At 59.6% G+C, this 22,938-nt stretch carries 20 protein-coding genes; 16 read left to right on the top strand and 4 right to left on the bottom strand.

Translation table 11 applies throughout. The annotated features are described in order from the left end of the window. Window positions 1–645 precede the first annotated feature (645 nt). Complete coding sequence (locus CO676_RS25305) at window positions 646–1,767, bottom strand: RHE_PE00001 family protein (protein WP_097523103.1); 1,122 nt, start codon at window positions 1,765–1,767, stop codon at window positions 646–648. A gap of 283 nt (window positions 1,768–2,050) precedes the next feature. On the opposite strand from CO676_RS25305, the gene CO676_RS25300 reads away from it, so the two are divergent. Continuing rightward, entirely contained in the window at window positions 2,051–3,001 is a 951-nt protein-coding gene (locus CO676_RS25300; protein WP_097523102.1) for a recombinase family protein, read from the top strand. A gap of 5 nt (window positions 3,002–3,006) precedes the next feature. Here CO676_RS25300 and repC read toward each other — a convergent pair whose 3' ends face one another. The 3 genes from repC to repA all read right to left on the bottom strand — a co-directional run bounded on the left by repC (window position 3,007) and on the right by repA (window position 6,731). Next, a complete protein-coding gene (gene repC, locus CO676_RS25295) occupies window positions 3,007–4,320 on the bottom strand; it encodes a plasmid replication protein RepC (RefSeq protein WP_097523101.1) in 1,314 nt (437 codons plus the stop codon). A gap of 145 nt (window positions 4,321–4,465) precedes the next feature. Next, window positions 4,466–5,449: a plasmid partitioning protein RepB gene (repB, locus tag CO676_RS25290; protein ID WP_097523100.1), complete on the bottom strand. Its 984-nt coding sequence runs from the start codon at window positions 5,447–5,449 to the stop codon at window positions 4,466–4,468. An 82-nt stretch (window positions 5,450–5,531) separates the two neighbouring features. Continuing rightward, complete coding sequence (repA, locus tag CO676_RS25285) at window positions 5,532–6,731, bottom strand: plasmid partitioning protein RepA (RefSeq protein WP_097523099.1); 1,200 nt, start codon at window positions 6,729–6,731, stop codon at window positions 5,532–5,534. A gap of 354 nt (window positions 6,732–7,085) precedes the next feature. Here repA and traI point away from each other — a divergent pair, with 354 nt between their 5' ends. The 15 genes from traI (at window position 7,086) to CO676_RS25210 (ending at window position 22,932) form a co-directional block, all read left to right on the top strand. Beyond that, on the top strand, window positions 7,086–7,718 hold the full coding sequence (gene traI / locus CO676_RS25280; RefSeq protein WP_097523098.1) for an acyl-homoserine-lactone synthase TraI: 633 nt from the start codon (window positions 7,086–7,088) through the stop codon (window positions 7,716–7,718). Next, window positions 7,715–8,686: a P-type conjugative transfer ATPase TrbB gene (gene trbB, locus CO676_RS25275; protein ID WP_097523097.1), complete on the top strand. Its 972-nt coding sequence runs from the start codon at window positions 7,715–7,717 to the stop codon at window positions 8,684–8,686. Before traI ends, trbB begins: the two co-directional genes overlap by 4 nt. After that, entirely contained in the window at window positions 8,676–9,083 is a 408-nt protein-coding gene (trbC, locus tag CO676_RS25270) for a conjugal transfer pilin TrbC (protein ID WP_097523096.1), read from the top strand. Before trbB ends, trbC begins: the two co-directional genes overlap by 11 nt. Then, window positions 9,076–9,375, top strand: a complete 300-nt coding sequence (locus CO676_RS25265) for a conjugal transfer protein TrbD (protein WP_097523095.1) — start codon at window positions 9,076–9,078, stop codon at window positions 9,373–9,375. Before trbC ends, CO676_RS25265 begins: the two co-directional genes overlap by 8 nt. 10 nt (window positions 9,376–9,385) lie before the next feature. Next, on the top strand, window positions 9,386–11,854 hold the full coding sequence (locus tag CO676_RS25260; protein ID WP_097523094.1) for a conjugal transfer protein TrbE: 2,469 nt from the start codon (window positions 9,386–9,388) through the stop codon (window positions 11,852–11,854). 28 nt (window positions 11,855–11,882) lie between these two features. After that, the gene (gene trbJ / locus CO676_RS25255) at window positions 11,883–12,641 is read left to right on the top strand and encodes a P-type conjugative transfer protein TrbJ (RefSeq protein WP_245424460.1); all 759 of its coding nucleotides are present in this window, start codon (window positions 11,883–11,885) and stop codon (window positions 12,639–12,641) included. After that, the gene (gene trbK, locus CO676_RS25250; protein ID WP_097523092.1) at window positions 12,638–12,871 is read left to right on the top strand and encodes an entry exclusion protein TrbK; all 234 of its coding nucleotides are present in this window, start codon (window positions 12,638–12,640) and stop codon (window positions 12,869–12,871) included. Before trbJ ends, trbK begins: the two co-directional genes overlap by 4 nt. Next, window positions 12,865–14,058 (top strand): P-type conjugative transfer protein TrbL, encoded by a 1,194-nt coding sequence (trbL, locus tag CO676_RS25245; protein WP_097523091.1) that lies wholly within the window; start codon window positions 12,865–12,867, stop codon window positions 14,056–14,058. The genes trbK and trbL overlap by 7 nt, the downstream gene beginning before the upstream one ends. A gap of 18 nt (window positions 14,059–14,076) precedes the next feature. Then, the gene (locus tag CO676_RS25240) at window positions 14,077–14,739 is read left to right on the top strand and encodes a conjugal transfer protein TrbF (protein ID WP_097523090.1); all 663 of its coding nucleotides are present in this window, start codon (window positions 14,077–14,079) and stop codon (window positions 14,737–14,739) included. Between the two features lie 50 nt (window positions 14,740–14,789). Beyond that, window positions 14,790–15,599 (top strand): P-type conjugative transfer protein TrbG, encoded by an 810-nt coding sequence (gene trbG, locus CO676_RS25235; RefSeq protein ID WP_144340197.1) that lies wholly within the window; start codon window positions 14,790–14,792, stop codon window positions 15,597–15,599. Next, window positions 15,599–16,060, top strand: a complete 462-nt coding sequence (gene trbH, locus CO676_RS25230; RefSeq protein WP_097523089.1) for a conjugal transfer protein TrbH — start codon at window positions 15,599–15,601, stop codon at window positions 16,058–16,060. The genes trbG and trbH overlap by 1 nt, the downstream gene beginning before the upstream one ends. 12 nt (window positions 16,061–16,072) lie before the next feature. Next, window positions 16,073–17,383 (top strand): IncP-type conjugal transfer protein TrbI, encoded by a 1,311-nt coding sequence (gene trbI, locus CO676_RS25225; protein WP_097523088.1) that lies wholly within the window; start codon window positions 16,073–16,075, stop codon window positions 17,381–17,383. A gap of 656 nt (window positions 17,384–18,039) precedes the next feature. Continuing rightward, window positions 18,040–20,073: a hydantoinase/oxoprolinase family protein gene (locus tag CO676_RS25220; protein ID WP_179875641.1), complete on the top strand. Its 2,034-nt coding sequence runs from the start codon at window positions 18,040–18,042 to the stop codon at window positions 20,071–20,073. Continuing rightward, window positions 20,073–21,674 (top strand): hydantoinase B/oxoprolinase family protein, encoded by a 1,602-nt coding sequence (locus tag CO676_RS25215; RefSeq protein ID WP_097523086.1) that lies wholly within the window; start codon window positions 20,073–20,075, stop codon window positions 21,672–21,674. The genes CO676_RS25220 and CO676_RS25215 overlap by 1 nt, the downstream gene beginning before the upstream one ends. Window positions 21,675–21,705: 31 nt before the next feature. Next, window positions 21,706–22,932, top strand: a complete 1,227-nt coding sequence (locus CO676_RS25210; protein ID WP_097523085.1) for an ABC transporter substrate-binding protein — start codon at window positions 21,706–21,708, stop codon at window positions 22,930–22,932. Window positions 22,933–22,938: the final 6 nt, after the last annotated feature.

Genomic DNA, 22,938 nt, shown 5'->3' with positions numbered 1-22,938 from the left:
ACCGTCCATTTTTGCGAGGCGATCCGTGCTTGGTGTAAATCATTCCATCTATCTCCTGAGCGCACCATTGCCATCGTCCATTTCACCCGGCCGATTCTCCCGGCTGCCGGATCGATGATGAGGATTCCCTCTGGAGAATTGTTTTCTTGAAGAGCGCGACGGTCTACGCCGTCTTACCGTGCTATGGCATGGCATTCTGCCATTCCCTGCCGCACGCGAAGCGTTCTCATTCTACTGTGCGATGGGCGTGAAAAATACGACAGGCAAACCACAATAGTTAGATTTTAGCTGAATACTTTTCAGCGAAACTCGAAAATAAGAAAAGGAAGCCCTTTCATCCTTATGACCGCGTCCGTGGAACCTGCGGCCTAATGCCTGCGCTATGTCGCCAGGGGTCGATGACAGCGGACCAAGTTTCAGATGAACCTTCTGGAAGTCGTACAACCCCATGCCAAAGCTTCCCACCCTTAACCCGTCGGGGAGCGTCTGGTCGACTGCCTCGCGTCAGAAGGATCGGGCCGACACTAGATCCAAATGCCAGAGAAGCAGATTTTCCATATCGCGACCGTGCTTCACGCGACCTGTCACGGCCCGCTATTCGGTAGCTTCGATTCTGGCCACCGGCATTTTCATTGCATCGCGACATCAGATCACGCCCCATGCTCGATATCGTCCTCTGCCCGTCATCTCCCGCACTCGAAGTTCGGCGATAAGATTCAGGGCGCTTCGAGCCGTCACGCCGGCTGCTTTTGCGATCATGGGTGTCGACACCATCGGATGGGATAGCACCAGTTCGATCACCGCCGGCAAATTGCTTGTAGATCGACGGTCCCGCAAAGTGCGCTCCATCTGCTCGCGCGCCAGTGACAGGCGTGTAACCTCTCTAATGCCAGCTTCGGCTGCGGCTGACATTGCATCGAGGAAAGCGATCAGTCTCGTCGGACGTGCCGGCGCCCGACGTCGATCGCGTGGAATCGCCTTCAGGCCCACATTGAAAGCCGGAAGATGAGACGTAACCTTGCCTCGTGAGCGGAGATAGGCACTTGCGAGCTGGCCGCCCAGCCAGTCCTGCCGCTGCATCGGGTCAATTGCGTTCCAGGCATCGTACAGCAGCGCCGCTGCCAGGGCCGCGGGAAAGTGCTCGACGTCCTTGACGATATGACGCCAGCGCAGCAGCCGCTCCTGTTCATCCCAGTCCGCATCCCGGATTACCAGTTCGCCGACCCTGAGCGAGGCCGGTTTGGATGAGCCCGTCGCGCCTTTGTCGGTCACCTGGTCAAGGAGGCGCTGCGAGCGATCAAGAAGCGCGTCAATCGCGGCAAAATCCTCCGAAAGAGAATCTGCTCCTAGATGCTCAACGCTGCGAGCCCCCTCCCCTCCCCTGTCAGTTTTTTGGCTGAAAGACTCGCCATTCTCATCCGACGTCGGGCCTGCGAGGCTGGTGATCCCCGGCGTGGTGATCGCCCAATTTGGATCAGCAGCAGCGATCCGACGTCGACAACGGAGGATCGCATGAGCGATGGTCAGCTCGTGCGTCGGCGCCCGTATCCCCATATGCGCATCGTGGAGAACCAGATCCTCGATATGGACAAGTTCGCCCGAAACCCACATACTCGCCGTCGCGTCGGCGAAATGCCCGCGCGCGATGAAGCCCGACCCGGCGGGGCTCCGGCGGACAGCCTCATCCAATCGCGCTAGCCCATCCTCGGCTCTTCCGATGGCCGGCAAAAGCTCTTGGAGAGGCAAACTCCCAATTTCATAAGCCATTGAAAAGCATCCATTAAATATCCGTAATGGAAGCTATCATTAATTTACCTTCCGTCATAGAGGTAACTTTTCCTCCGCATGCTTACTTCCATATGGCTTGGTGCGTCCTGATTGAACAAGCACTCGCCAAGCCGGCAGCAGAACGGCGGGAAGGCCTGGATTTGCGGACTTTCCGAGGCGCGCGGGCTATAAAAACAAGCCCTAGAGACGTTTACAAACGATCGGTTATCCGTATCCTCTGCATTTGGAAATCCCCGCCAGAACATCCTTTCAGGCGCTTCAAATGGCTCGTGACGCTCAACATCGCTCTTCTCGTCGACCTCAGGGACGACTGATCGGCTATGCGCGCGTCTCGACGGACGAACAGGCGACCGAGGCCCAGGAGATTGAGCTCCGCTCGGCCGGCTGCGATCTCATCGTTCAGGAGCACGGATCCGGCGCGTCGCGCGCCCGTCCAGCCCTGTCCAGGCTGCTTCGAGAGATCAACGCCGGTGACACACTCATAGTCGTGCGGCTCGATCGTCTGGCACGATCCGTTAGCCATCTGCTCGAGGTCATTGAGGATCTGACTGCGAAGAACGCGCATTTTCGGTCGCTCCGCGATCCGATTGACACGACGACGCCGCAAGGAATGTTTTCGCTCCAGGTGCTCGGCGCCGTGGCGCAGCTCGAACATGCCCTGATTTCCGAGCGAACGAAGGCAGGAATCAAGGCGGCAAAATCCAAGGGAAGGCTGCCCGGCAATCCCGGCATCCGGGAACGGCGTCCCGAGGCGCTGGCCAAGATGACTGCGGCGCAAAGAGCGGCGTACGGAGAACGCGTACAGGCAACGGCCGATCAATGGCTTCCTACCGCTCGGCGCATGCGGCCGGATCACACCTGGGACGACATCGCTCGCGTACTGAAGCAGCGCGGACTCGACTGGACCCCGGAGCGCCTTCGCCGCGCCGTCAAATGGATGGTCGCCGAGCGCATGGCCGACCCGGCCTTGCTTCGGAAGTCCCCTCCTCGGCTGCCCGAGGACCGATTGATGACGCTGGTCGCCGGTATCCACTCCTCGAACCCGGATCTGACGCTGCGCGAAATCGCTGCCCAACTCGAACGGCTTCACGAGCGCACTCCCCGTGGCGGCTCCAAATGGTCGCCCTCCTCCGTGAAGAACCTCATCGATCGCGCCTTTCGAACGGGGTTGCTTGCTGCAGCCTGCGACATAGAGGTGCCGATCGTCGAATAGGGCTCTCATCGCGGTTGTGGCCTCTGCAGGGTCGCTAATAGCCTGTTCGAGACTTGCAAGCCCGCTCCGTCCTGACGCGCAGCCTCCGCTTTGTGCTCACCGGCGCCAGGTTTCTGCGCGCCGAGCTTTGCCCGGAGCAAGGCCATGATCATCGGCCAGGTCGAGAACTGCCCCTCTTTGGCTCGATCGCTCAGGCTCCGCAAATAGCCGCCGGCATTGTTAATCTGGCCGGCCCGCTGGTAGATCGCGGCAAGCGTGATCGCAGCGTGTCGCTCGCCCATCGCCTCACAGGCTTCCCGCCATGCGCTCGGGCTGATCCCTAGCATCGGCCGGGCGAGCTCAGACGTCGCCAACAAGTCGCGCCAGTGCTGGATCGCGCGTCCTTGGGCGAGTTCGCGGATTTCGGGGCAGGCGTCCAGAACTATCCCCAATGGTAACTCCCGTTTCGGCAAGCTCCGCACGTTGTCGGGTCCAGCAGCGTTGCCGCCCGCTTCATCACTTATTCCATAGCCATTTTCAGATTCAAAATTAGAGTCTGGGTTTGAATTCTGTATGTGACGACCGGAATGGGACTCATTGGCGTCCGGATTCTGAGTTTTTGCGAATGTTTCCAACACGTCACGGATTTCGGAGCATAGCGCGTGGAGATCCGAGCAAACATCCTCTACAAGCTGCCTTGGCGCCGAGCGCGGAAGGCGGCCGATGATCGCCTGGTAGCTCTGATGCACCCGTCCCCAGTTGCCTGGAACGCGCTCCTCAATGCCAACCTCGATAAGTTTGACAATATCCCGACGTAGAAGCGTCAGCTGCTCCTTGGCAACCCGGTGAGCTTTCTTCTCATCTCGAATAGCCTCCGCCAGGTTCTTGAATTCTCCTGCGCGTGCGACAATCGGAGAAAGGTCGAAGCCATAGGCCTGCTCGACCGCCCCGCCCCTGCCCTTTCGGGCGAAGCGTTTGCCGTTTGGGCTGTCGCGGCGAATGACGAGACCGCAATCGACGAGCACAGCGATGTGCCGCCGTAGCGTCGTCGCAGGCATCCCGTTGGCGCGCGCAGCGAGCTGAACGTTCGAAGGCCAAACAATGAGATCAGCCTGACCACTTAGCGTGGTCTCCGGGTAAAACGACAGCAGTGCATTCAGGATTGCGAGCGAGCGATCTGTGGCGCCCAGCCGCTCTCGCGCCTCCCGGATATCTTGAAAGACATGCCACTTGTGAGCGGAGGACTCCGGCTTAACGGCCCTCACCGCCATTTGTCTTGAAATTTGGCCGAGCGTCATCGGCCGCCGCCCAAAGGGCGTCGTTGCATTAACAGCAGTCATCTTCTTCACCTTTCAATAGGCAAAGAGAAAGCGCCCGTCGAAACGACGGTTAAGCCTTGACTGCGATTCCGGAAAATGCGATTCTCTTAGCGACCAAACTGAGAGAAGCCTTTCGGAACGCTGTTTCGGAGGGCTTTTTCTTTGCTCAGTTGCTCCCTTCTTCGTCGTTCGCCCTTTTATAGGCATCCTTGTAGCCTCGATAGAGCTCCGGAAGCACCGTCATCAGATACTCCCCGAAGTTGGGCGCAGCTTGTTTGTCGATAATTAGCGTCAGGGACTTGTTCTCGTCCTTGAACCTTGCCGCCTTGACCCCGTCGTCGGCGGTCCAGACACGAGCTCGCGCTGACGGCTTCTTTGTGGGCGCGAGCCCTTCGAATACCGCGACGAATCGCTCGTCGGACGGCCTATCTTTCAACGACCCCTGAAGAAGATTACGCGCTTTTTCCAGCGCTCCCTTCTGCTCCGCCCGGTTTGCAAACTCCACCCAGCGATCGCGGCCCGCTTTGGGAGCTGGGCCAATCATTCGAATTACGTCCGCCGGAATTCTGGCAGCAGTCGAGATGAGGTGAGAGACGGCCGCCTTGTCCACGCCAAGTGCACCCATGATCAATTGCCGGGAATAGCCGTTGCGCTCTAACTCTGCCGAATAGAGGGCCTTCTCGATGTACGACAGATCCTTCCGTGCGCTATTCTCCTGGCCCTGTGCCAGAATGAGTTCTTCATCGGACATTTGTCGCACGGCCGCCTTGACCAGGCGCCCAACTGCTTTCACAGCCCGCAGTCTTCGCCGACCATAGGCGATCTGGTAACGTCCCTCTTGTGTGGGATGGGGTCGCACCAGGATCGGCACTTGCTGACCGTGTTCCTTGATCTGCGCTGCAAAATCCTGGAAATGTTCGTCGCTTTCTTCCAGACGATCGGTGACGTCCGGAGCGTCGATCACGTCCGGATCGATTTCCGTGATCGACTGAGACTTGAGCAGTTCGATGGACCTGGACACGGCGCCAATGGCTCCGCGGGAAACAAAAGCAGCCGCAGCCGGCTCGGGCGACGTCTGGACCTCAACAGAAGAGTTGTCGGCCGACAACTTGGGAGGAACCAAGTCCGAGAGAAGATGTTTTCGGGCCATCAGAATGCTCCTTTTAGGGAGCGCTGACGGTCCCTTGCGTTAAGAGTTGTCGGCCGACAACTGTCTCGTCTCGCGGCCTGTCTCATGATGGCCTCCCCCAGGACTGATGGATCAATTGCTCGATTTCAGAATTAACGTTCTCAAGCGCTTCCATCGCTCGGTCGTAGGTCGCGCGGGTGAATTGATCACGGCTCACTTCGTATAGCGTTTGCTTCGTGATCCCCGCATCAGAGATTGCGGTGCTCTTGAGCATAGGGTGATTGAGCACATGCTCCTCGAACATCGTCCGCATGAACGAAACCATCTGGTTTTGCGGACCATCACCGGGTTCGTATCGGGTGATGAGGTAGCGCATCCAGTCGTAGTTCATGCTTCCGCCAGCGTCGGCAACAACGCTTAGCAACTCCGACGTCATCAGCAGGAACTGACACATCGACATCACATCAAGCATTTGCGGATGAACGGTGACCAAAACAGCGGTGGCCGCGCAGAGTGCCGAGATCGTCAAAAATCCAAGCTGCGGAGGGCAGTCGATGACAACAACGTCGTATTGGTCCGCGACGCTTGCAATGGCTTCATCCATACGCGTGAAGAATATGTTCTTCCTGTCGTTCGAGCCAAGAACCTTCGCGGTATCATGCTCAAACTCCATCAGTTCAAGATTGCCTGGAACGAGGTCGAGATTTGCGAAGTAGGTCTTCTTGATCACGTCGGAAAGGGGGCGGCGCTCATTGTCGTAGCGAACAGCGCCATATAGAGTGTCGTTCTGATCGATGTCGAATTCAGGTTGATAACCGTGAAGTGCCGATAAGCTTGCTTGGGGGTCTAGGTCTACCGCAAGGACCCTGTGGCCGTTCAGTGCGAGGTACTGAGCAAGATGGGCGGCGGTAGTGGTTTTACCGCTTCCTCCTTTGAAATTCACAACAGCAATAACCTGCAGATGCTCAGCACTGGAGCGGCGAGGGGAATAGCGCCTATCACCCTTGCCGTTCACCTCAAGGTATTCTCGCAGAGCCTGTATGGTTTCGATTGAATAGGAGCGTCTTCCGGCCGGGCCGATCTCGGGCTGAGGCCCTTTGCCTTCAAGAGACAGATGACGGAGATAGCCGTCATTCACTCCAATAAGCTTAGCTGCCTCAGTTGAAGAAAACGACCTCAGAGTTTTGCGCGCTTCCGGCGGATAAAGCTTAAGCCGATGCTCATGGAGCCGCGCCGAAAGATCTCGCGCATGCGCTCCGATGAGTTTATGGATTGCCTTCTGAAGCTTAGCGGGATTGTCCACGTCGCCCTCTCGTACACACGGGATATTTCGTAAACACAGCGATTTACCGTGTCTAAGGAAGCCCGATTCCGCCGCCGTTGGCAAGATGTTTAAGGTTAACAAAAGGTTAACGCGTCGCTTAAACACTTCCGCCGAATCTCGATTCATGCATATGGATCCGTGGCTTATCGCGAAATCGCACGCCACACTGATCCACCGGAAATGCAGATCTGCAGGTCACGACCACACGGTTGTTTATCGTTTCCACATTACTAAACCTCGATTCGGCAGAATCGCGTAGGTGCAGATCTGCATGTAGCCAGACGCGATTCGTGGTGATTTTTGTATGCCCCAGTTCGAATCACGGAGTGGAGCATGCAGATCACGGTTGTTTCGCCGGACGTTTACGAGAAGCACTTCGGGTTGCTCAGGCACATGCACCGCCTTCGTGCCGAGGTCTTCGGGTCCCGTTTGGGCTGGGAGGTGACGACCACCGGCGACGGTGAACGGGACGAGTACGACGATCTCCGACCCACCTATATCCTCGCTACCAAATCCGGCACGGTCTGCGGCTCGGCACGTCTCCTTCCCGCAACCGGCCCCACCATGCTGCAGGACACGTTTCCCCAGTTGCTGGAGGAGGGAGATTTGAAGGCCCATGCCGGGATGATCGAAAGCTCGCGCTTTTGCGTCGACACCTCGCTTGAGGCGGGGAGGGAAGGGCACCTGCACCTTGCGACGCTAGCCATGTTTGCCGGCATCATCGAATGGTCGATGGCCAACGGCTATAACGAAATCGTCACCGCGACCGACCTTCGCTTCGAGCGCATCCTGAAGCGTGCCGGATGGCTGATGACGCGATTGGCGGACCCCGCGCCCATCGGCAATACGATGGCAGTCGCCGGCAGCCTGCCCGCCGACGCCGCAAGCTTCGAGCGCGTCCGACCGGCCGGTTACCGATGCTCCTTCTTCGGGATCGGTGCCGCCTCGGCCAGGAGTGCGGCGTGACCCAGCTCCGCTCTCATTCCCGGCTTGTCCGGAAACTCCAGGATGCGCTTGGCGACCAGCTTTGCGTCGCCCTCGAAGACGCGACCGTCGTCGAAATCATGCTGAACCCGGATGGGCGACTGTTCATCGAACGGCTCGGGCATGGGGTCGCGCCCGCCGGAGAGATGACGCCCGCGGCCGCCGAGGTGGTCATCGGCAGCGTGGCGCATGCGCTGCAGTCGGAGGCCGATCACGAGCAGCCGATCATCTCCGGCGAGTTGCCGATCGGCGGCCATCGTTTCGAGGGGCTGCTTCCGCCTGTCGTTTCGTCGCCGACATTTACGATCCGCCGCCGCGCGTCGCGGCTGATCCCGCTGGACGATTATGTGAAGAGCGGGATCATGACCGAGGCCCAGGCCTCGGTTGTCAGACACGCGATCGCCTCACGAATGAACATCGTGATCTCCGGTGGAACCGGATCAGGCAAGACGACGCTTGCCAATGCCGTTATCGCCGAGATCGTCAGGACGGCGCCTGACGATCGCATGGTAATCCTCGAGGACACCGCCGAGATCCAATGCAAAGCCGAGAATGCTGTCCTGCTGCACACCAGCGACAGTATTGACATGGCGCGGCTCCTCAAAAGCACGATGCGGCTCAGACCCGACCGGATCATCCTCGGCGAAGTGCGCGACGGCGCGGCGCTGACATTGCTCAAGGCCTGGAACACCGGCCATCCCGGCGGTGTCACCACCGTTCACTCCAATACGGCGATGTCAGCTCTGCGGCGTCTGGAACAGCTCACGGCCGAGGTGAGCCAGCAGCCGATGCGCGAGGTGATCGGCGAGGCGGTCGATCTCGTCGTTTCGATCGAGCGGAGCGGACGGAGCCGCCGCGTCCGCGACGTCATCCATGTCGAGGGGTTCCGGGGCACGACCTATCAGACCGAACATTACGCCCAGATCGATGAGGACAGCCATGCCGCCTAAGCGTCATCATGCATTGACCACATGCTTTACCGTTTTCCTGTTGTCGCTGATGCTGGTTTCGCCCGCGCTTGCGTCATCGGGCGGCGGCGGCCTGCCATGGGAAGGACCGCTCCAGCAGATCCAGCAATCGATCACCGGCCCGGTCGCGGGCTTCATCGCGCTCGCCGCCGTCGCGATCGCCGGCGGCATGCTGATCTTCGGCGGCGAACTCAACGATTTTGCGCGACGCCTTTGCTACATCGCGCTCGTCGGCGGCGTGCTGCTCGGGGCCACCCAGATCGTCGCCCTGTTCGGAGCGACCGGCGCTTCGATCGGAAGCCTCGAGCCGGTGACGTCGGAAAGCCCAACCACGCAGACCGCCGTCCTCGGCCGGGAAGGGGAGGGGGCTCATGGCTGAGACCGGCTCCAACCTCGTCCGCTCGCGCATCCACCGCGCCCTGTCGCGCCCCAATCTCCTGATGGGCGCCGATCGTGAACTCGTGCTGCTCTCCGGTCTCGCGGCCGTGATCCTGATCTTCGTCGTGCTCACCTGGTATGCGGCGATCTTCGGTATGGCGCTGTGGCTCGTGGCGATTGCAGGACTTCGTATGATGGCGAAAGCCGATCCGCTGATGCGCCGGGTCTATCTCCGGCACATCTCCTACAGGTCCTGCTACCGCGCCACGTCGACGCCGTGGCGGCGCTATTGAGGCCGCGGCCATGGTAGCTTTGAAGCGTTTCCGACCTTCCGGGCCCTCGTTTTCCGATCTCGTTCCCTATGCCGGGCTCGTCGACAATGGCGTCATGCTCTTGAAGGACGGCAGCCTGATGGCGGGCTGGTATTTCGCGGGGCCGGACAGCGAAAGCTCGACCGACACTGAACGAAACGAGGTCAGCCGGCAGATCAATGCGATCCTCGCCCGCCTCGGCTCCGGCTGGATGATCCAGGTGGAGGCCGTGCGCGTGCCGACGACCGATTATCCGGCCGAGGAGGATTGCCATTTCCCCGATGCTGTCACCCGCGCGATCGACGCGGAGAGGCGGGGGCATTTCGAACGGGAGAAGGGGCATTTCGAAAGCCGGCATGCGCTGATTCTGACCTGGCGGCCACCCGAACCGCGGCGCTCCGGATTGACGCGCTACGTCTATTCCGATCCGGCGAGCCGATCGACCACCTATGCCGACGGAGCGCTCGATGCGTTTTCGAGCTCGATCCGCGAGGTCGAACAGTATCTCGCCAATGTCGTTTCCATCCGCCGCATGCTCACGCAGGAGGTCGAGGAGCGCGGCGGTTTGCGGACCGCGCATTACGACGACCTCTTCCAGTTCATCCGCTTCTCTATCACCGGCGAAAACCATCCCGTCCGCTTGCCCGACATTCCGATGTATCTCGACTGGCTGGTGACGGCCGAGTTGCAGCATGGGCTGACGCCGACCGTCGAGAACCGGTTTCTCGGCGTCGTGGCGATCGACGGCTTGCCGGCGGAAAGCTGGCCGGGGATCCTCAACGCCCTTGATCTGATGCCGCTCACCTATCGCTGGTCGAGCCGCTTCGTCTTCCTCGACGCCGAGGAGGCGCGCGCCCGCCTCGAGCGCACCCGCAAGAAGTGGCAGCAGAAGGTTCGGCCTTTCTTCGATCAGCTCTTCCAGACGCAAAGCCGCTCGCTCGACCAGGACGCCATGCTGATGGTGGCCGAGACGGAGGACGCGATCGCGGAAGCGGCTTCTCAGCTGACCGCCTATGGTTATTACACGCCTGTCATCGTCCTTTTCGATGACGAACAGCCGCGCCTTCAGGAAAAGTGCGAGGCCGTCCGCCGCCTGATCCAGGCGGAAGGGTTCGGCGCCCGGATCGAGACGCTCAATGCGACGGACGCCTTTCTCGGCAGCCTGCCCGGCGTCTCCTATGCCAATATCCGCGAGCCGCTGATCAATACCCGCAATCTCGCCGATCTCGTGCCGCTGAACTCGGTGTGGTCGGGAAGTCCGGTTGCCCCTTGCCCCTTCTATCCGACGGGTTCGCCACCGCTGATGCAGGTGGCGTCCGGCTCGACCCCGTTCCGGCTGAACCTCCATGTCGACGATGTCGGCCATACGCTGGTGTTCGGCCCGACCGGTTCGGGCAAATCAACGCTGCTGGCGCTGATCGCCGCACAGTTCCGGCGCTATCCGCAAGCCCAAGTCTTCGCCTTCGACAAGGGTCGCTCGATGTTGCCGCTCACCTGGTCGGTCGGCGGCGATCACTATGAGATTGGCGGCGATACAAGCGGAGAAGGTGAGGGGGCTTCCGCGAGCCTCGCCTTTTGCCCGCTCGCCGAGCTGGCAACCGACGGCGATCGCGCCTGGGCGGCCGAATGGCTGGAGACGTTGGTGGCTCTTCAGGGGGTCACGGTGACGCCGGATCATCGCAACGCCATTTCGCGACAGATCGGATTGATGGCGAGTTCGCGCGGCCGGTCGCTGTCGGATTTCGTGAGCGGCGTACAGATGCGCGAAATCAAGGACGCGCTGCATCATTACACCGTCGACGGGACGATGGGCCAACTGCTCGACGCGGAAGAAGACGGCCTGACGCTTGGTGCCTTCCAGTGCTTCGAGGTGGAAGAGCTCATGAACATGGGCGAGCGCAATCTCGTGCCGGTGCTCACCTATCTGTTCCGTCGGGTCGAGAAGCGGCTGACGGGCGCCCCAAGTCTCATCATCCTCGACGAGGCCTGGCTAATGCTCGGCCATCCGCTCTTCCGCGATAAGATCCGCGAATGGCTGAAGGTGTTGCGCAAGGCCAATTGCGCGGTGGTGCTCGCCACCCAGTCGATCTCGGACGCGGAACGCTCCGGCATCATCGATGTCCTCAAGGAAAGCTGCCCGACCAAGATCTGCCTGCCGAACGGGGCGGCACGAGAGCCAGGCACGCGGGAATTCTACGAGCGGATCGGCTTCAACGAACGGCAGATCGAGATCGTCGCGACGGCCCTTCCGAAGCGCGAATATTACGTCTCGTCCCCCGATGGACGCCGGCTCTTCGACATGGCGCTCGGGCCTGTTGCGCTCTCCTTCGTCGGCGCCTCCGGCAAGGAAGACCTGAAGCGCATCCGTGCGCTTCGCCTCGAACACGCGGCCGACTGGCCTCTTCACTGGCTGCAGCAAAGGGGGATTGCCCATGCGCAAACATATCTTCACGGCGCCTGATCGGCGCACCACCGTTGCCGCCCTGGCGATGGCAGCGCTCGCGTTGATAACGATGCCCGTCCCGGGCCAGGCAGGTGGCGTCACCGGCGAGGCGACGGAGTTCACCCAGCTTGCCAACAATGCCGAGCTTGTCTCGCTGGTCGGCAAGTCGGCCGAGCAGGTGAACAACCAGATTACCCAGATCAATCAGTTGGCCGAGCAGATCCAGAACCAGCTGAGGATCTACGAGAACATGCTTCAGAACACCGCGCAGTTGCCGGCCCATGTCTGGGGTCAGGTCGAAGGCGATCTCAACCGGCTTCAGAGCATCGTCGGACAGGGGCAGGGGATCGCATTCTCGATGGGCAATATTGATGACACGCTCAAGCAACGGTTCCAGAGCTATGCCGAGATGAAGAGCAGCCTGCCCGATCAGGCGAGTTTTTCCACCACCTATCAGTCCTGGTCCGACACCAATCGCGACACGATCGCCGGCACGCTTAAAGCCGCCAATCTGACGGCCGAGCAATTTTCCAGCGAAGAGAGCACGATGTCGTCGCTGCGCTCCATGTCGGAAAGCGCCGACGGCCAGATGAAGGCGCTCCAGGTGGGACATGAGATCGCCACACAACAGGTGGCGCAGATCCAGAAGCTGCGCGGCCTCGTCTCGCAACAGATGACCATGATGGGGACCTGGTATCAGTCGGAACAGGCGCAAAAGGACTTGGCCCAGGCCCGGCGCGAACAGTTCTTCAACGCGCCCGAGACCGACATCCGCGGCGGCCAGACGATGGAGCCGCGCTGGTGAGCCCGCGTCTGATCATTGCCCTTGCCTTCGCGGCCATTGTCGCGCTTGGCGCCGGATTGAGCTGGATACTGATCCAGCCTCAGGCCGTCGCGCAGTCTGGCGTCGGTGCCGGCGCATCGGCCACGCATCCCGTCTCCGACGCCGAGCGTCGACAATATCGGGAAAAATTCTTCAGCGGCGACCCGGAGCGCGACGTGCGCGGAGGACAGGAGATGAAACCGCGATGGTGATCGTCCGCCCCTCCCGCAAACTCGAACTCGTTTTTATCGCCATCGGCCTTGTGCTGCTGACGAGCGCACCGGCCCTTGCGCAGCAGGGTGCCGTGCTCACAACGCTTGAGAACCAGGTTTCGGCCGCGGCCAAGGGGTGGGAAACGACCATCATGAACGCGGCGCGGTCGCTGTTCTGGATTCTCGCCGGCATCGAGGTCGGGATTGCCGCCGTCTGGCTTGCCATCAATGCCGCCTCGCTCAACGCCTGGTTCGCGGAACTCGTCCGCCGTATCCTGTTCATCGGGCTTTTCGCCTTCATTCTCGATCAGGGCCCGGCGCTCGGCAGGGCGATCGTCGACAGCCTCTATCAGATCGGCGCCGGCGGCGGGTCGGCCTCACCTGCCAATATCTTCGACGCCGGCATTCGTGTCGCCTCGAAAATCTCGGAACAGGCGAAGTTCGGGGTCTTCGAGGACAATGCGCTGGCGATCGCCGCCGTCTTCGCCATGATCGTGGTGGTCGTCTCCTTCTCGCTGGTTGCCGCGATCTTCGTCGCCGTCATGGTGGAAATGTATATCGGCCTGCTTGCCGGCATGATCATGCTCGGGCTCGGCGGTTCGTCCTACACGAAGGATTTCGCGGTCCGGTATCTCGTCTATGCCTTCAGCGTCGGCATGAAGCTGATGGCGCTGGTGATGATCGCCAAGATCGGTTCCGACATCCTGTTGGGCCTGGCCGAAGCCCCGACCGCGACGTCCGACCAGTTCATCACAACGCTTGCGATTGCCGGCATTTCCGTCGTCGTGTTCGTGATCGCCATGTATGTGCCGCCGATCATCCAGGGCGTTGTGCAGGGCGCGTCGGTCTCCGGCGGCATGGAGGCGATCCGCCACGGCGGCCAGGCGGCCTCGTTTGCAGCAGGCGCTGCATTCCTTACTGCCGGGGCCGCAAACAGGGGTTACCAGGCGGCGGGGGCTGCAAGAGCCGGCGGCGCCTCGCTTGCGGGGGCGGCGCTGAAGGGAATGGAAGCCGGCATTGGCGGGGCAGCCGGCGCCGTCGGATCGGCGGCGAAGGAAAAGGCGATCGCCTCGCCCGGCGCCTATGCCGGCTCCTTGCTCGGTCTTGCCAACGCCAAGCTCGACCAGTCGCGCAAATCTGGCAGGCCGGCGACATCGCCTCCGCCACCCCTCCACGAACACACCTGATCGAAAGCTGAATGCCGCATGTCTCATCGCACCCCGCCGGATAACCCCTATCTTGCCGCTCGCAACGAATGGAACGAGCGCTACGGCTCCTATGTGAAAGCGGCGTCTTCATGGCGCATCGTCGGCATTACCGGCATGGTCATGGCGGTCATCGGCTTCTCGTATGCGCTTTATCAAAGCACCGAGGTCAAGCTCGTTCCCTATATCGTCGAGGTCGACAAACTTGGCTCGGCGGTGAATGCCGGTTTCCCGCAACAGATCGAATACGCTGACCCGCGCGTGGTGCGCGCCACCCTTGCCGGCTTCGTGTCGCACTTCCGGTCCGTGACGCCCGACGCCGTCGTCCAGAAGCGATATATCGACCGGACCTATGCGCTGCTTCGAACCTCCGATCCCGCGACCGAAAAGATCAATGCCTGGTTCCGGTCGAACTCGCCCTTCGAAAAGGCGAAAACCGCGACCGTCGCCATCGAGGTCAACAATGTCGTGGCGCTCTCGAACCAGTCCTACCAAATCGACTGGACCGAGTTCGAGCGCGACCGCAAGGGCAAGGAAACGGCCCAGCGCCGCTTTCGCGGCATTGCCACGGTGACGCTCACCCCGCCACAGGACGAGGCCGTCATCCGCCTCAATCCGATCGGCCTTTATCTCCGCGACTTCGACTGGACTGCACAGCTTTGAAAGGCCGGCCAACCATGAATATGACAACGACTATCCGCCGCGCCGGACCGATGCTTGCGCTTGCAGGCGGCCTGATCCTCGCTGCCGCCATATCCCCGGCAGCGCGTGCCACTGACGTCTCCGCGAACGAGGCGAAGGGGATCGACATTTCCGGCAAGTGGAGGGGCCACCGCGGCCTGGTGACGAGGGGCGAGGACGGCAAGGTCGTCTTTCTCTATGGCGAGGTCCAGCCCTCTGTGGTCTGCTCCCCGTTGCAGGTTTGCGATATCGAGCTGCAGCCGGGCGAGGTGGTGCGCGACGTGCTCGTCGGCGACACGGTGCGCTGGAAGGTCGAGCCGGCGACATCGGGGGCCGCCGGCGGACAGGCGATCCATTTGATCGTCAAGCCGTCGGAGCCGGGGCTTGTCACCTCCATGGTGGTGACGACCTCGCGGCGCACCTACCATATCCAGCTCAAGTCCCATCCGACCCAATATATGGCGCGCGTCGGCTTCGAATATGCCGAGGACGTGTCGGCCAAACTCGCGGACATCAATGCGCGGCTTGAGGCGAGCACCCTTCCTGGCGCCGGCGTTCCCGCAGAACGCCTGAGTTTTGCCTATTCCGTCTCCGGCAGCGCTGGCTGGCGGCCGACGCGCGTCTATAGCGACGGCGAGAAGACCTACATCCAGTTTCCGCGCAGGATCTCTGGCGAGGACGCGCCGGTGCTGTTCGTCGCTTCCGGTGGCCAGAACCGGATCGTGAATTACCGGATGAAGAACGACATGATGATCGTCGACTACAATGTCGACCGCGCCGTGCTCGTCTCGGGTGTGGGCTGGAAACAGCAGAAGGTCACGATCAAAAGGGGAGGGCGGTGATGCGCATCCTCTTTCCCCGCCCGCTCCGCAGCCTTGCCGCGGCATGCACCCTCGCCCTACTCCTTTCCGGATGCCAGTCGTCTGGGATGGGCGGGCTACTGGAAAGCGACGCGCCGCTCGAGATCTCCGGTCCGGCGGCGAGTGCGATTGCCGGCGACATGGTGAGCCGGCTCGCCGAACAGATCGGACAGGGCAAGGCGACGATTGAACTGAAGCCGGATGGCTCGCCCTTTGGACAGGCGCTGGAAGCGGCGCTGAAAGGCTGGGGCTATGCCGTCGTCACCGACCAGAAGACGGATCAAGGCACAAACGTCATTCCGCTCGCCTATGTGGTCGTGCCTTTCGAGGGACAGGTGCTCGCCCGGCTCTCGACCGGCACGGTCGAACTCGGACGCGCCTATGCGGTAACGGCCAACGGTGCTGCGCCGGCAAGCGCGCTGTCGCTCCTGAAACGCGGGTGAGGGGAGGATACCATGGTGCAGTCCCTGAAACTCGGCGGCGCTGCCAACGAGCAGACGCAAGCCGGCATGCGGCGGATCAACCGTCTGCCGATCGTCGTCGTGATCGTGCTGGTGACCGCCTTCCTCGGCATCATCTTCTACGGACTTTCCACGCGCGGACTGTTCTTCAACAAAGACGCGGGGCTGGAGACCAGCAGCGGAACACCCGCCTCGACCTTCGCCGATCAGATCAAGCGCGGTGTCACAGACGGCATCATCGGCGATCCCGAACAACAGGTGACCTACCAGCCGACGCCGGTCGAGAGACAAGACGATCAATCCGCCAATCCCTTTGTCGCGCAACCGGCGAGCAAGGAAGAGACACGAAGGACGCAGGAACTCGAACCGGATTCGGTCTGGCGGGCGCGGCTGCAGCGTGAGCAACAGGAGCAGTATCTGCGCGAGCGGCAACGGCAGCGAATGGCGCGGCTGCAGGCGAGCGACGCCGCCTATGATGCGCCGATTGCCATTGACCGCGGCAAGCTGGAGGCGAATGCGAAATCAAGCGACCAAACTTCGGCCGACAAGAGCACGGTGGCGTCGAACACCGGCGCCACCTTGCCCGACCTTTATGCCGCAGCACTCCAGAACGGCCTGACCGGCCAGGACGCCGACCAGAATGGCCAACGCTCGAAAGAGGATTTCTTCAACAGCGATCTCAAGGAGCTCGGCTATCTGCCCAATCGTGTCGTGCCGCAACAATCCCTTTATGAGCTGAAGCGCGGTTCGGTGATCCCGGCGACGCTGATCACGGGCATCAATTCGGACCTTCCGGGCCGCATCACGGCGCAGGTCAGCCAGAACGTCTATGACAGCGCCACCGGCCACCGGCTGCTGATCCCGCAAGGCGCCAAACTGTTCGGCCGATATGACAGCAAGGTTTCGTTCGGGCAGAGCCGCGTTCTTGTGGTCTGGACCGACCTGATCTTCCCCAACGGCTCGACGCTGCAGATCGGCGGCATGGCGGGCACCGATGCCGAGGGGTATGGCGGCTTCCACGACAAGGTGAACAACCATTACTTCCGAACCTTCGGCTCGGCGGTGCTGATCGCGCTGATCGGAACAGGTATCGATGCGTCGATGCCGGAAAGCTCGACGCTGGCGACCCAGGAGACGGCCTCGGATGCGGCAAGACGGAATTTTGCGGAAAGCTTCGGCCGCGTTGCCGAACAGACGATCAGCCGAAACCTCAATGTGCAGCCGACACTGGAAATCCGGCCAGGATACAAGTTCAACGTGTTTGTCGATCAGGACATGGTGTTTCCGGGTTCATACAGAAATTGATCTTTTGGCTATCATCGGTCGCATCTCCCACGACCCGCCGGCGGCAGCGGTGCGGAAAACTCATCACCAACTGAAGGCCGTGTCGTTAGCAACCGGGGCCGCAGCAGATCATCATGTTGTTATTTGTGCGGGAAGTCCATCGCGCCGACGGACGGCGTCTCCGCATTCTGGCTTTGGCGGCGGGGTGGCACTCTGCTGTAGCTCGGCGTACCGCGATGAGACGCCCGAGGTGGCCCGACTGGGCTGATGGATTAGTAGTGCGCTGGATTGGGGCCCGCGCCGACGTGAACTTTGACGTTTTTGCCCCCCTAGTAGTCGGCACGACGGTCTCGTCGGAATTGACTATGTTGAACGCCGCTTGAGGGACGCAAGGCGCGTCTTCCGGGTCAATATTGACGTAGGTCGGCGATGGCAGCGATTGGGGAACAGGGTTATTCTAGCGGCCCATGGCATCCTCGCCGCATCATATCAAAAGCGAATAAGAAGCGGGTGAATTTTGAATTTACAATACAAATTCCCGCTATAGACTCCTTCTCGACTGAGGCATTGCCCGCCGAAAAAAACAAGGGAACTGGCAAGCGTCCGTTCGATTTTCGTTTGAACATACCACCGATCGCGAGGACATCGCGTGCGGATGCAACACCATGGAAGGTGACATGAGCGCAGAATCTGCAGGACGTAATTATGCAGGTGTAGACGTCGGCGGGACATTTACCGATGTAGTAGCTGTCATAGACGGGGAACTCTCTATTGCGAAAGTCCCGTCTACACCAAATCAGGCACTTGGGATTTTTGAGGGCGTCTCAGGTATTGCTCCTGTTTCAAAGTTTGACCGAATTCTGCACGGGACTACTGTCGGCACGAATGCTCTACTTGAGAGGAAGGGCGGGGTAGCGGGTTTAATTACAACATCGGGCTTCGAAGATATCCTGCTTCTTCAACGAGGGGACCGCGCTTCCCTTTATGATCTGTCTTGGAACAAGCCAGATCCTCTTATCTCTCGAGATTTTGTAGTCGGTGTCGACGAACGTGTGGGCGCTGACGGCGAAATCGTGAAGGCGCTCTCGCTTGAAAACGCGCTCAAGGCTGTCGAACAGCTTATCGAAAAGGGCGTCACCTGCATCGGTGTATGTCTTCTCTTTTCATACCTCAATTCCAGACACGAGCAACTGATCCGATCGATCATCGAAGAACGTTACACGGATGTCTTCGTGTCAATATCGTCAGAAGTCGCTCCTGAGTGGAAGGAGTATGAGCGCGCAAGTACAACTGCGCTGAATGCTTACCTGATCGACCCCGTCCGAAGCTACATGCGAAGCCTCCGGCAGGCGCTGTCCCAGGCAGGACATGAGCGAGACTTTCTCGTCATGCAGTCAAATGGGGGCGTGCTCCCCAGTGAAAAAGTCACTGCTTTGCCCTGCGTGACCATTCTGTCTGGCCCAAGTGCGGGTGTTGTTGCAGCTGCTGAAATTGCCACCAAAGCCGGCTTTAAGGATTCGCTCACGTTTGACGTCGGGGGCACTAGCACGGATATTTGCATCATCGAGAACGGCAGCCCTGCGACCATTACGGAAGCCGAAGTGGAAGGGCTTCCGCTTAAAGTGCGTAGCCACGCAATTGCGACTATCGGAAGCGGGGGCGGAAGCATAGCGCGGGTCGACGATAATGGCCGCTTGCATGTTGGTCCACAAAGCGCCGGCTCCTATCCCGGCCCAGCCTGCTACGGGAGAGGCGGACTGCAGCCAACACTGACTGACGCCGCCTTGGTTTGCGGATATTTGGGCGAGGACAAAGCCCTTGCGGGGCAACTCCGTCTTAACAAAGCTGCTGCCTACTCCGCGGTCAAGTCGGTTGCTGACCGTCTTGTCCTGGACGTCCATCAGGCTGCATCTGCGATCGTGAGCTTCGCTGTCGACAAGATGGCTCATGAATGCCGGGCGCTCTGCCTAGAGCGTGGGCGGGACGTCCGGGAGTTTGCATTGGTCGCGTTTGGTGGCGCCGGGCCAATGTTTGCGGGCTTGGTTGCCGAAAAACTGGATCTGAAGCGGGTGATCATTCCCTCTCACCCTGGTGTAACAGCTGCATCCGGTCTCCTAGTCGCAAAGCTGAGATATGATGTCGCCCATTCCTATAGCAGCACTTTGGCGCAGGCAGACCCTGAAAGGATGGACGCGATCATTGCCGACCTTGAGGTTAAGGCTCGCACCGCCTTGATTGGGGATCGCCCGAATTCGGCAGTCACTTATGTTCATACAATTGAAACGCGATATGCCGGCCAAACCCATGAGATCGAAGTTCCGATTACCAGAACCAACCCCGTTCAATTGAATGAAGTCGCTGCCGCGTTCCACAAGCTCCACCATGACAGGTTTGCCTTTGCTTTTCCAGAAAAGGCTATCGAATTTGTCGCGATCCGTGTGGCTGCCGTAAGTGATGAAGGCGGCATGGGCCTTCCAGCGATTCGGGTTCACGAACCTTACGGCGATGATAGTCTCCTGAAGTCAACCCGCGAGCTGGCCTTCGTTGGCTATCGGGGCGCAGCCGATGTCCTCGAGCGGCACGGTCTCAGCACAAACGAGAAAACAGCTGGTCCGGTCATCGTGAGCCAGTACGACACAACGACAGTCGTACCTCCAGGGTTCAACCTGTCTGTACATGATACTGGCGTACTTATCCTGGAGAAGAATTAATGGAACAGACAAAGTTCAAAAGCGTCGAAGATGCGCTACTGATAGATCTTGTGCGAAATGCCCTCGAAGCCATCGCAAAAGAGATGTCAATCATCATGCTGCGAAGCGCTTACTCGCCTATATTCAGCGAGGGAAAAGACTTCTCCAGCGCTTTGTTTACGCCCGAAGGTTACACTCTCGCCCAAGCACATGACTGCCCGATCCACCTCGCCTCCATGGGATTTCACGTTAAGCAATGCTTGCGGGAAATGGGCGGAACCGGTGTCATTGATGATGGCGATCTTATGATCTCCAATGATCCCTATAGCGGCGGCTCCCACCTTCCCGACATAACGGTTTTCAAGCCGATCTTTTGCGAAGGTCTACTTGTCGCGTTTGCCGCCAATCGTGCTCATCATTCCGATGTGGGTGGTTGGTCGCCGGGCAGTTTCACGGCGGACGCTGAAGAGATATTTCAAGAAGGACTTAGAATACCTCCGGTTCGCTTGATCCGACGCGGCCAGCTTCAGGAGGATCTGCTCGCTTTCGTTCTTAGAAACGTTCGTGACCCAGAATCGATGCGAGGCGATTTGTTTGCCCAAATTGCTGCTGTGAACCATGCAGAAAAACAGATCAAGTCCCAGATTGTCAGTCGCCTTGGCCTCAATGCACTTAAACTATGCGAGGCACCTATCCTGGACGCATCAGAGGCTATGATGCGCCGGGAGATCGCCGAGATTCCTGACGGCATCTACGAAGCTCACGACTTCGTTGAAGACGACGGTCTTGGAAACGGTCCCTTCGAGATCAAAGTCAAGGTTGCGGTTCGAGGAGATAGCCTCGAAGTCGATTTCGCCGGCACATCCTCCCAAGCACGGGGCCCCATCAATGCTCCTCTTGCCGTCGCATCGGGTGCAACCTTTATCGCAATCCTGACAATGACGGATTCAAAAATTCCAGTGAACGAAGGGTGTTATCGCCCTGTAACTATCAAAATTGAGGAAGGAACCTTTCTCAATCCCCGTGAACCTGCCCCATGCGTATCCGGCAATACATACACTGCCTTGCGCGTGATTGACACCGTGCGCTCTGCCTTGGGCAAAGCGATCCCGCACCGTGCAACAGCCGGTAACGGGGATCATCTACAATTTCTCGCGGGCGGGTTTGACCCTCAGAAGAACAATGCTCCTTATAGCTTCTACGAGATGCCAACTGGCGGATGGGGAGCAGGGTCTCACGGACCGGGTGTTGGGTCTGCATTCGGTTTAGTTGCAAACTGCAGAAACGTACCGATCGAGATATTTGAGAGCAAATACCCCTTTCGCATTAACCGGATGCAGCTTCAGGGTGATAGCTGCGGCACTGGTTCAAATCGGGGCGGCGCCGGCATGTTCAAGGAGTATGAGCTTCTACGCGGCACAGCACGCGTCACGCTTGCATCCGATCGCCAGAAACTAGGTCCAGCCGGTCATGGCGGCGGAGGACACGGCAATCCAGGCCTTCAGGTACTCGTCCAAGACGGTGCATGCCACACTCTTCCCGGTAAGATCAGCGACATCGTCATGAAAGCCGGAGACGTAATCCAGCTGACTGCTCCGGGTGGCGGCGGTTGGAGTGAATAGCTCCAAATCAACAAGAAAGGGGAACAACACTATGCATAAAATCACCAGACGGCAGGCATTGTCCCTGCTTGCCTATTCATCCACTGCGATCGTCACAGCGGGCGCGATGTCTCGAACCGCGTTTGCAGAAGATGCTGCCGCCTCTAGCGGTGATGAGATCATCATCGGTGCCGCTGTAGCACTGACCGGGGTCATGTCCGCATTCGACGTCCCGCCACTGCGTGCCGCAGAGTTTGCGGTTGAAGACATCAACAATAAGGGCGGCCTGCTGGGTAAGAAAGTTCGCCTGATTGTTTCCGACATCAAGTCGGACCCAGCCCAATCCAGCGTCGCTGCGCAAGAACTGCTTAGCGAGGGTGCCAAACTCATCATCACAAGTTCGGACTTTGACTTTGCCAGCGGTGCGGCCTTTGTGGCACAAGACTTGTCCGTTCCCGCAATTTCCCCGAGTGCAGGCGCACCCCAGTTCGGACTTGAAGGTATCGGTCGTTTCGCTTTCGGGATGGCATCAGGTTCCCCAGCTCTTGGCTATGTCTTGGCCGAATGGGCATTTGATCGGGGCTACAAGGCTCCCTTCATTCTCGAAGACACCTGGATCGAGTTCAACAAGAATCTTTGTTCTAATTTCACCAAGCGCTGGGTTGAGTTGGCCGGAGAGGCTTCGATTGCCGGAAAGGACACCTTCCGTAACGATGACTCTTCTATCGCCTCCCAGGTCACCAAAATCAAGGACACGACTGCGGCAGACTTCGTCGTCGTTTGTTCCCAGCCGCCTGGTGGTGCCAGTGCGGTTAAACAGATCAGGGATGCTGGGATTGAACTTCCTATCCTCGGCGCCGACGGATTTGACGGACCTGCGTGGCTCAAGGCAATCCCCAATCTCAGCAACTTCTATCATGTCGCGGTTGCGTCGATTTACGGAGACGATCCCAAGCCTGAGATTCAGGCGCTGGTGCAAAGGTTCAAGGACAAGACTGGTGCGCCCCCGCCAAGTTCACTTGCAGTACTGGGCTACTCCACCATCGAAGCCTATGCAGAAGCGGTTCGCCGGGCGAATACCACTGACGGCACTGCCGTGGTTGATGCACTGGAAAAGTTCGACAAGGTTCCCGTACTCGTTGGCCCGACAAGCTTTTCGAATGAAGCGCACATGGACCTGTCCCGCTCAATAGCTGTCATCGAGATAAAGGACGGTCAGCCGAGGCTTCTCGAATATCACAAGCCGAAAGTTGTACCTTCCATTAAGATCAATCAGTGAGGCGAA

The sequence above is a fragment of the Sinorhizobium sp. BJ1 genome, assembly GCF_002531555.1.
In the GTDB taxonomy this organism is placed as follows: domain Bacteria; phylum Pseudomonadota; class Alphaproteobacteria; order Rhizobiales; family Rhizobiaceae; genus Sinorhizobium; species Sinorhizobium fredii_B.
This window is presented reverse-complemented; position numbering and strand designations above follow the sequence as displayed.

Bases quoted from the DNA above. Each gene is read 5' to 3' on its own strand.
- CO676_RS25305 (WP_097523103.1), bottom strand. From the start codon at position 1,767: ATGGCTTATGAAATTGGGAGTTTGCCTCTCCAAGAGCTTTTGCCGGCC.
- CO676_RS25300 (WP_097523102.1), top strand. From the start codon at position 2,051: ATGGCTCGTGACGCTCAACATCGCTCTTCTCGTCGACCTCAGGGACGA.
- repC (WP_097523101.1), bottom strand. From the start codon at position 4,320: ATGACTGCTGTTAATGCAACGACGCCCTTTGGGCGGCGGCCGATGACG.
- repB (WP_097523100.1), bottom strand. From the start codon at position 5,449: ATGGCCCGAAAACATCTTCTCTCGGACTTGGTTCCTCCCAAGTTGTCG.
- traI (WP_097523098.1), top strand. From the start codon at position 7,086: ATGCAGATCACGGTTGTTTCGCCGGACGTTTACGAGAAGCACTTCGGG.
- trbC (WP_097523096.1), top strand. From the start codon at position 8,676: ATGCCGCCTAAGCGTCATCATGCATTGACCACATGCTTTACCGTTTTC.
- CO676_RS25265 (WP_097523095.1), top strand. From the start codon at position 9,076: ATGGCTGAGACCGGCTCCAACCTCGTCCGCTCGCGCATCCACCGCGCC.
- CO676_RS25260 (WP_097523094.1), top strand. From the start codon at position 9,386: ATGGTAGCTTTGAAGCGTTTCCGACCTTCCGGGCCCTCGTTTTCCGAT.
- trbJ (WP_245424460.1), top strand. From the start codon at position 11,883: ATGGCAGCGCTCGCGTTGATAACGATGCCCGTCCCGGGCCAGGCAGGT.
- trbL (WP_097523091.1), top strand. From the start codon at position 12,865: ATGGTGATCGTCCGCCCCTCCCGCAAACTCGAACTCGTTTTTATCGCC.
- CO676_RS25240 (WP_097523090.1), top strand. From the start codon at position 14,077: ATGTCTCATCGCACCCCGCCGGATAACCCCTATCTTGCCGCTCGCAAC.
- trbG (WP_144340197.1), top strand. From the start codon at position 14,790: ATGCTTGCGCTTGCAGGCGGCCTGATCCTCGCTGCCGCCATATCCCCG.
- trbH (WP_097523089.1), top strand. From the start codon at position 15,599: ATGCGCATCCTCTTTCCCCGCCCGCTCCGCAGCCTTGCCGCGGCATGC.
- trbI (WP_097523088.1), top strand. From the start codon at position 16,073: ATGGTGCAGTCCCTGAAACTCGGCGGCGCTGCCAACGAGCAGACGCAA.
- CO676_RS25220 (WP_179875641.1), top strand. From the start codon at position 18,040: ATGAGCGCAGAATCTGCAGGACGTAATTATGCAGGTGTAGACGTCGGC.
- CO676_RS25215 (WP_097523086.1), top strand. From the start codon at position 20,073: ATGGAACAGACAAAGTTCAAAAGCGTCGAAGATGCGCTACTGATAGAT.
- CO676_RS25210 (WP_097523085.1), top strand. From the start codon at position 21,706: ATGCATAAAATCACCAGACGGCAGGCATTGTCCCTGCTTGCCTATTCA.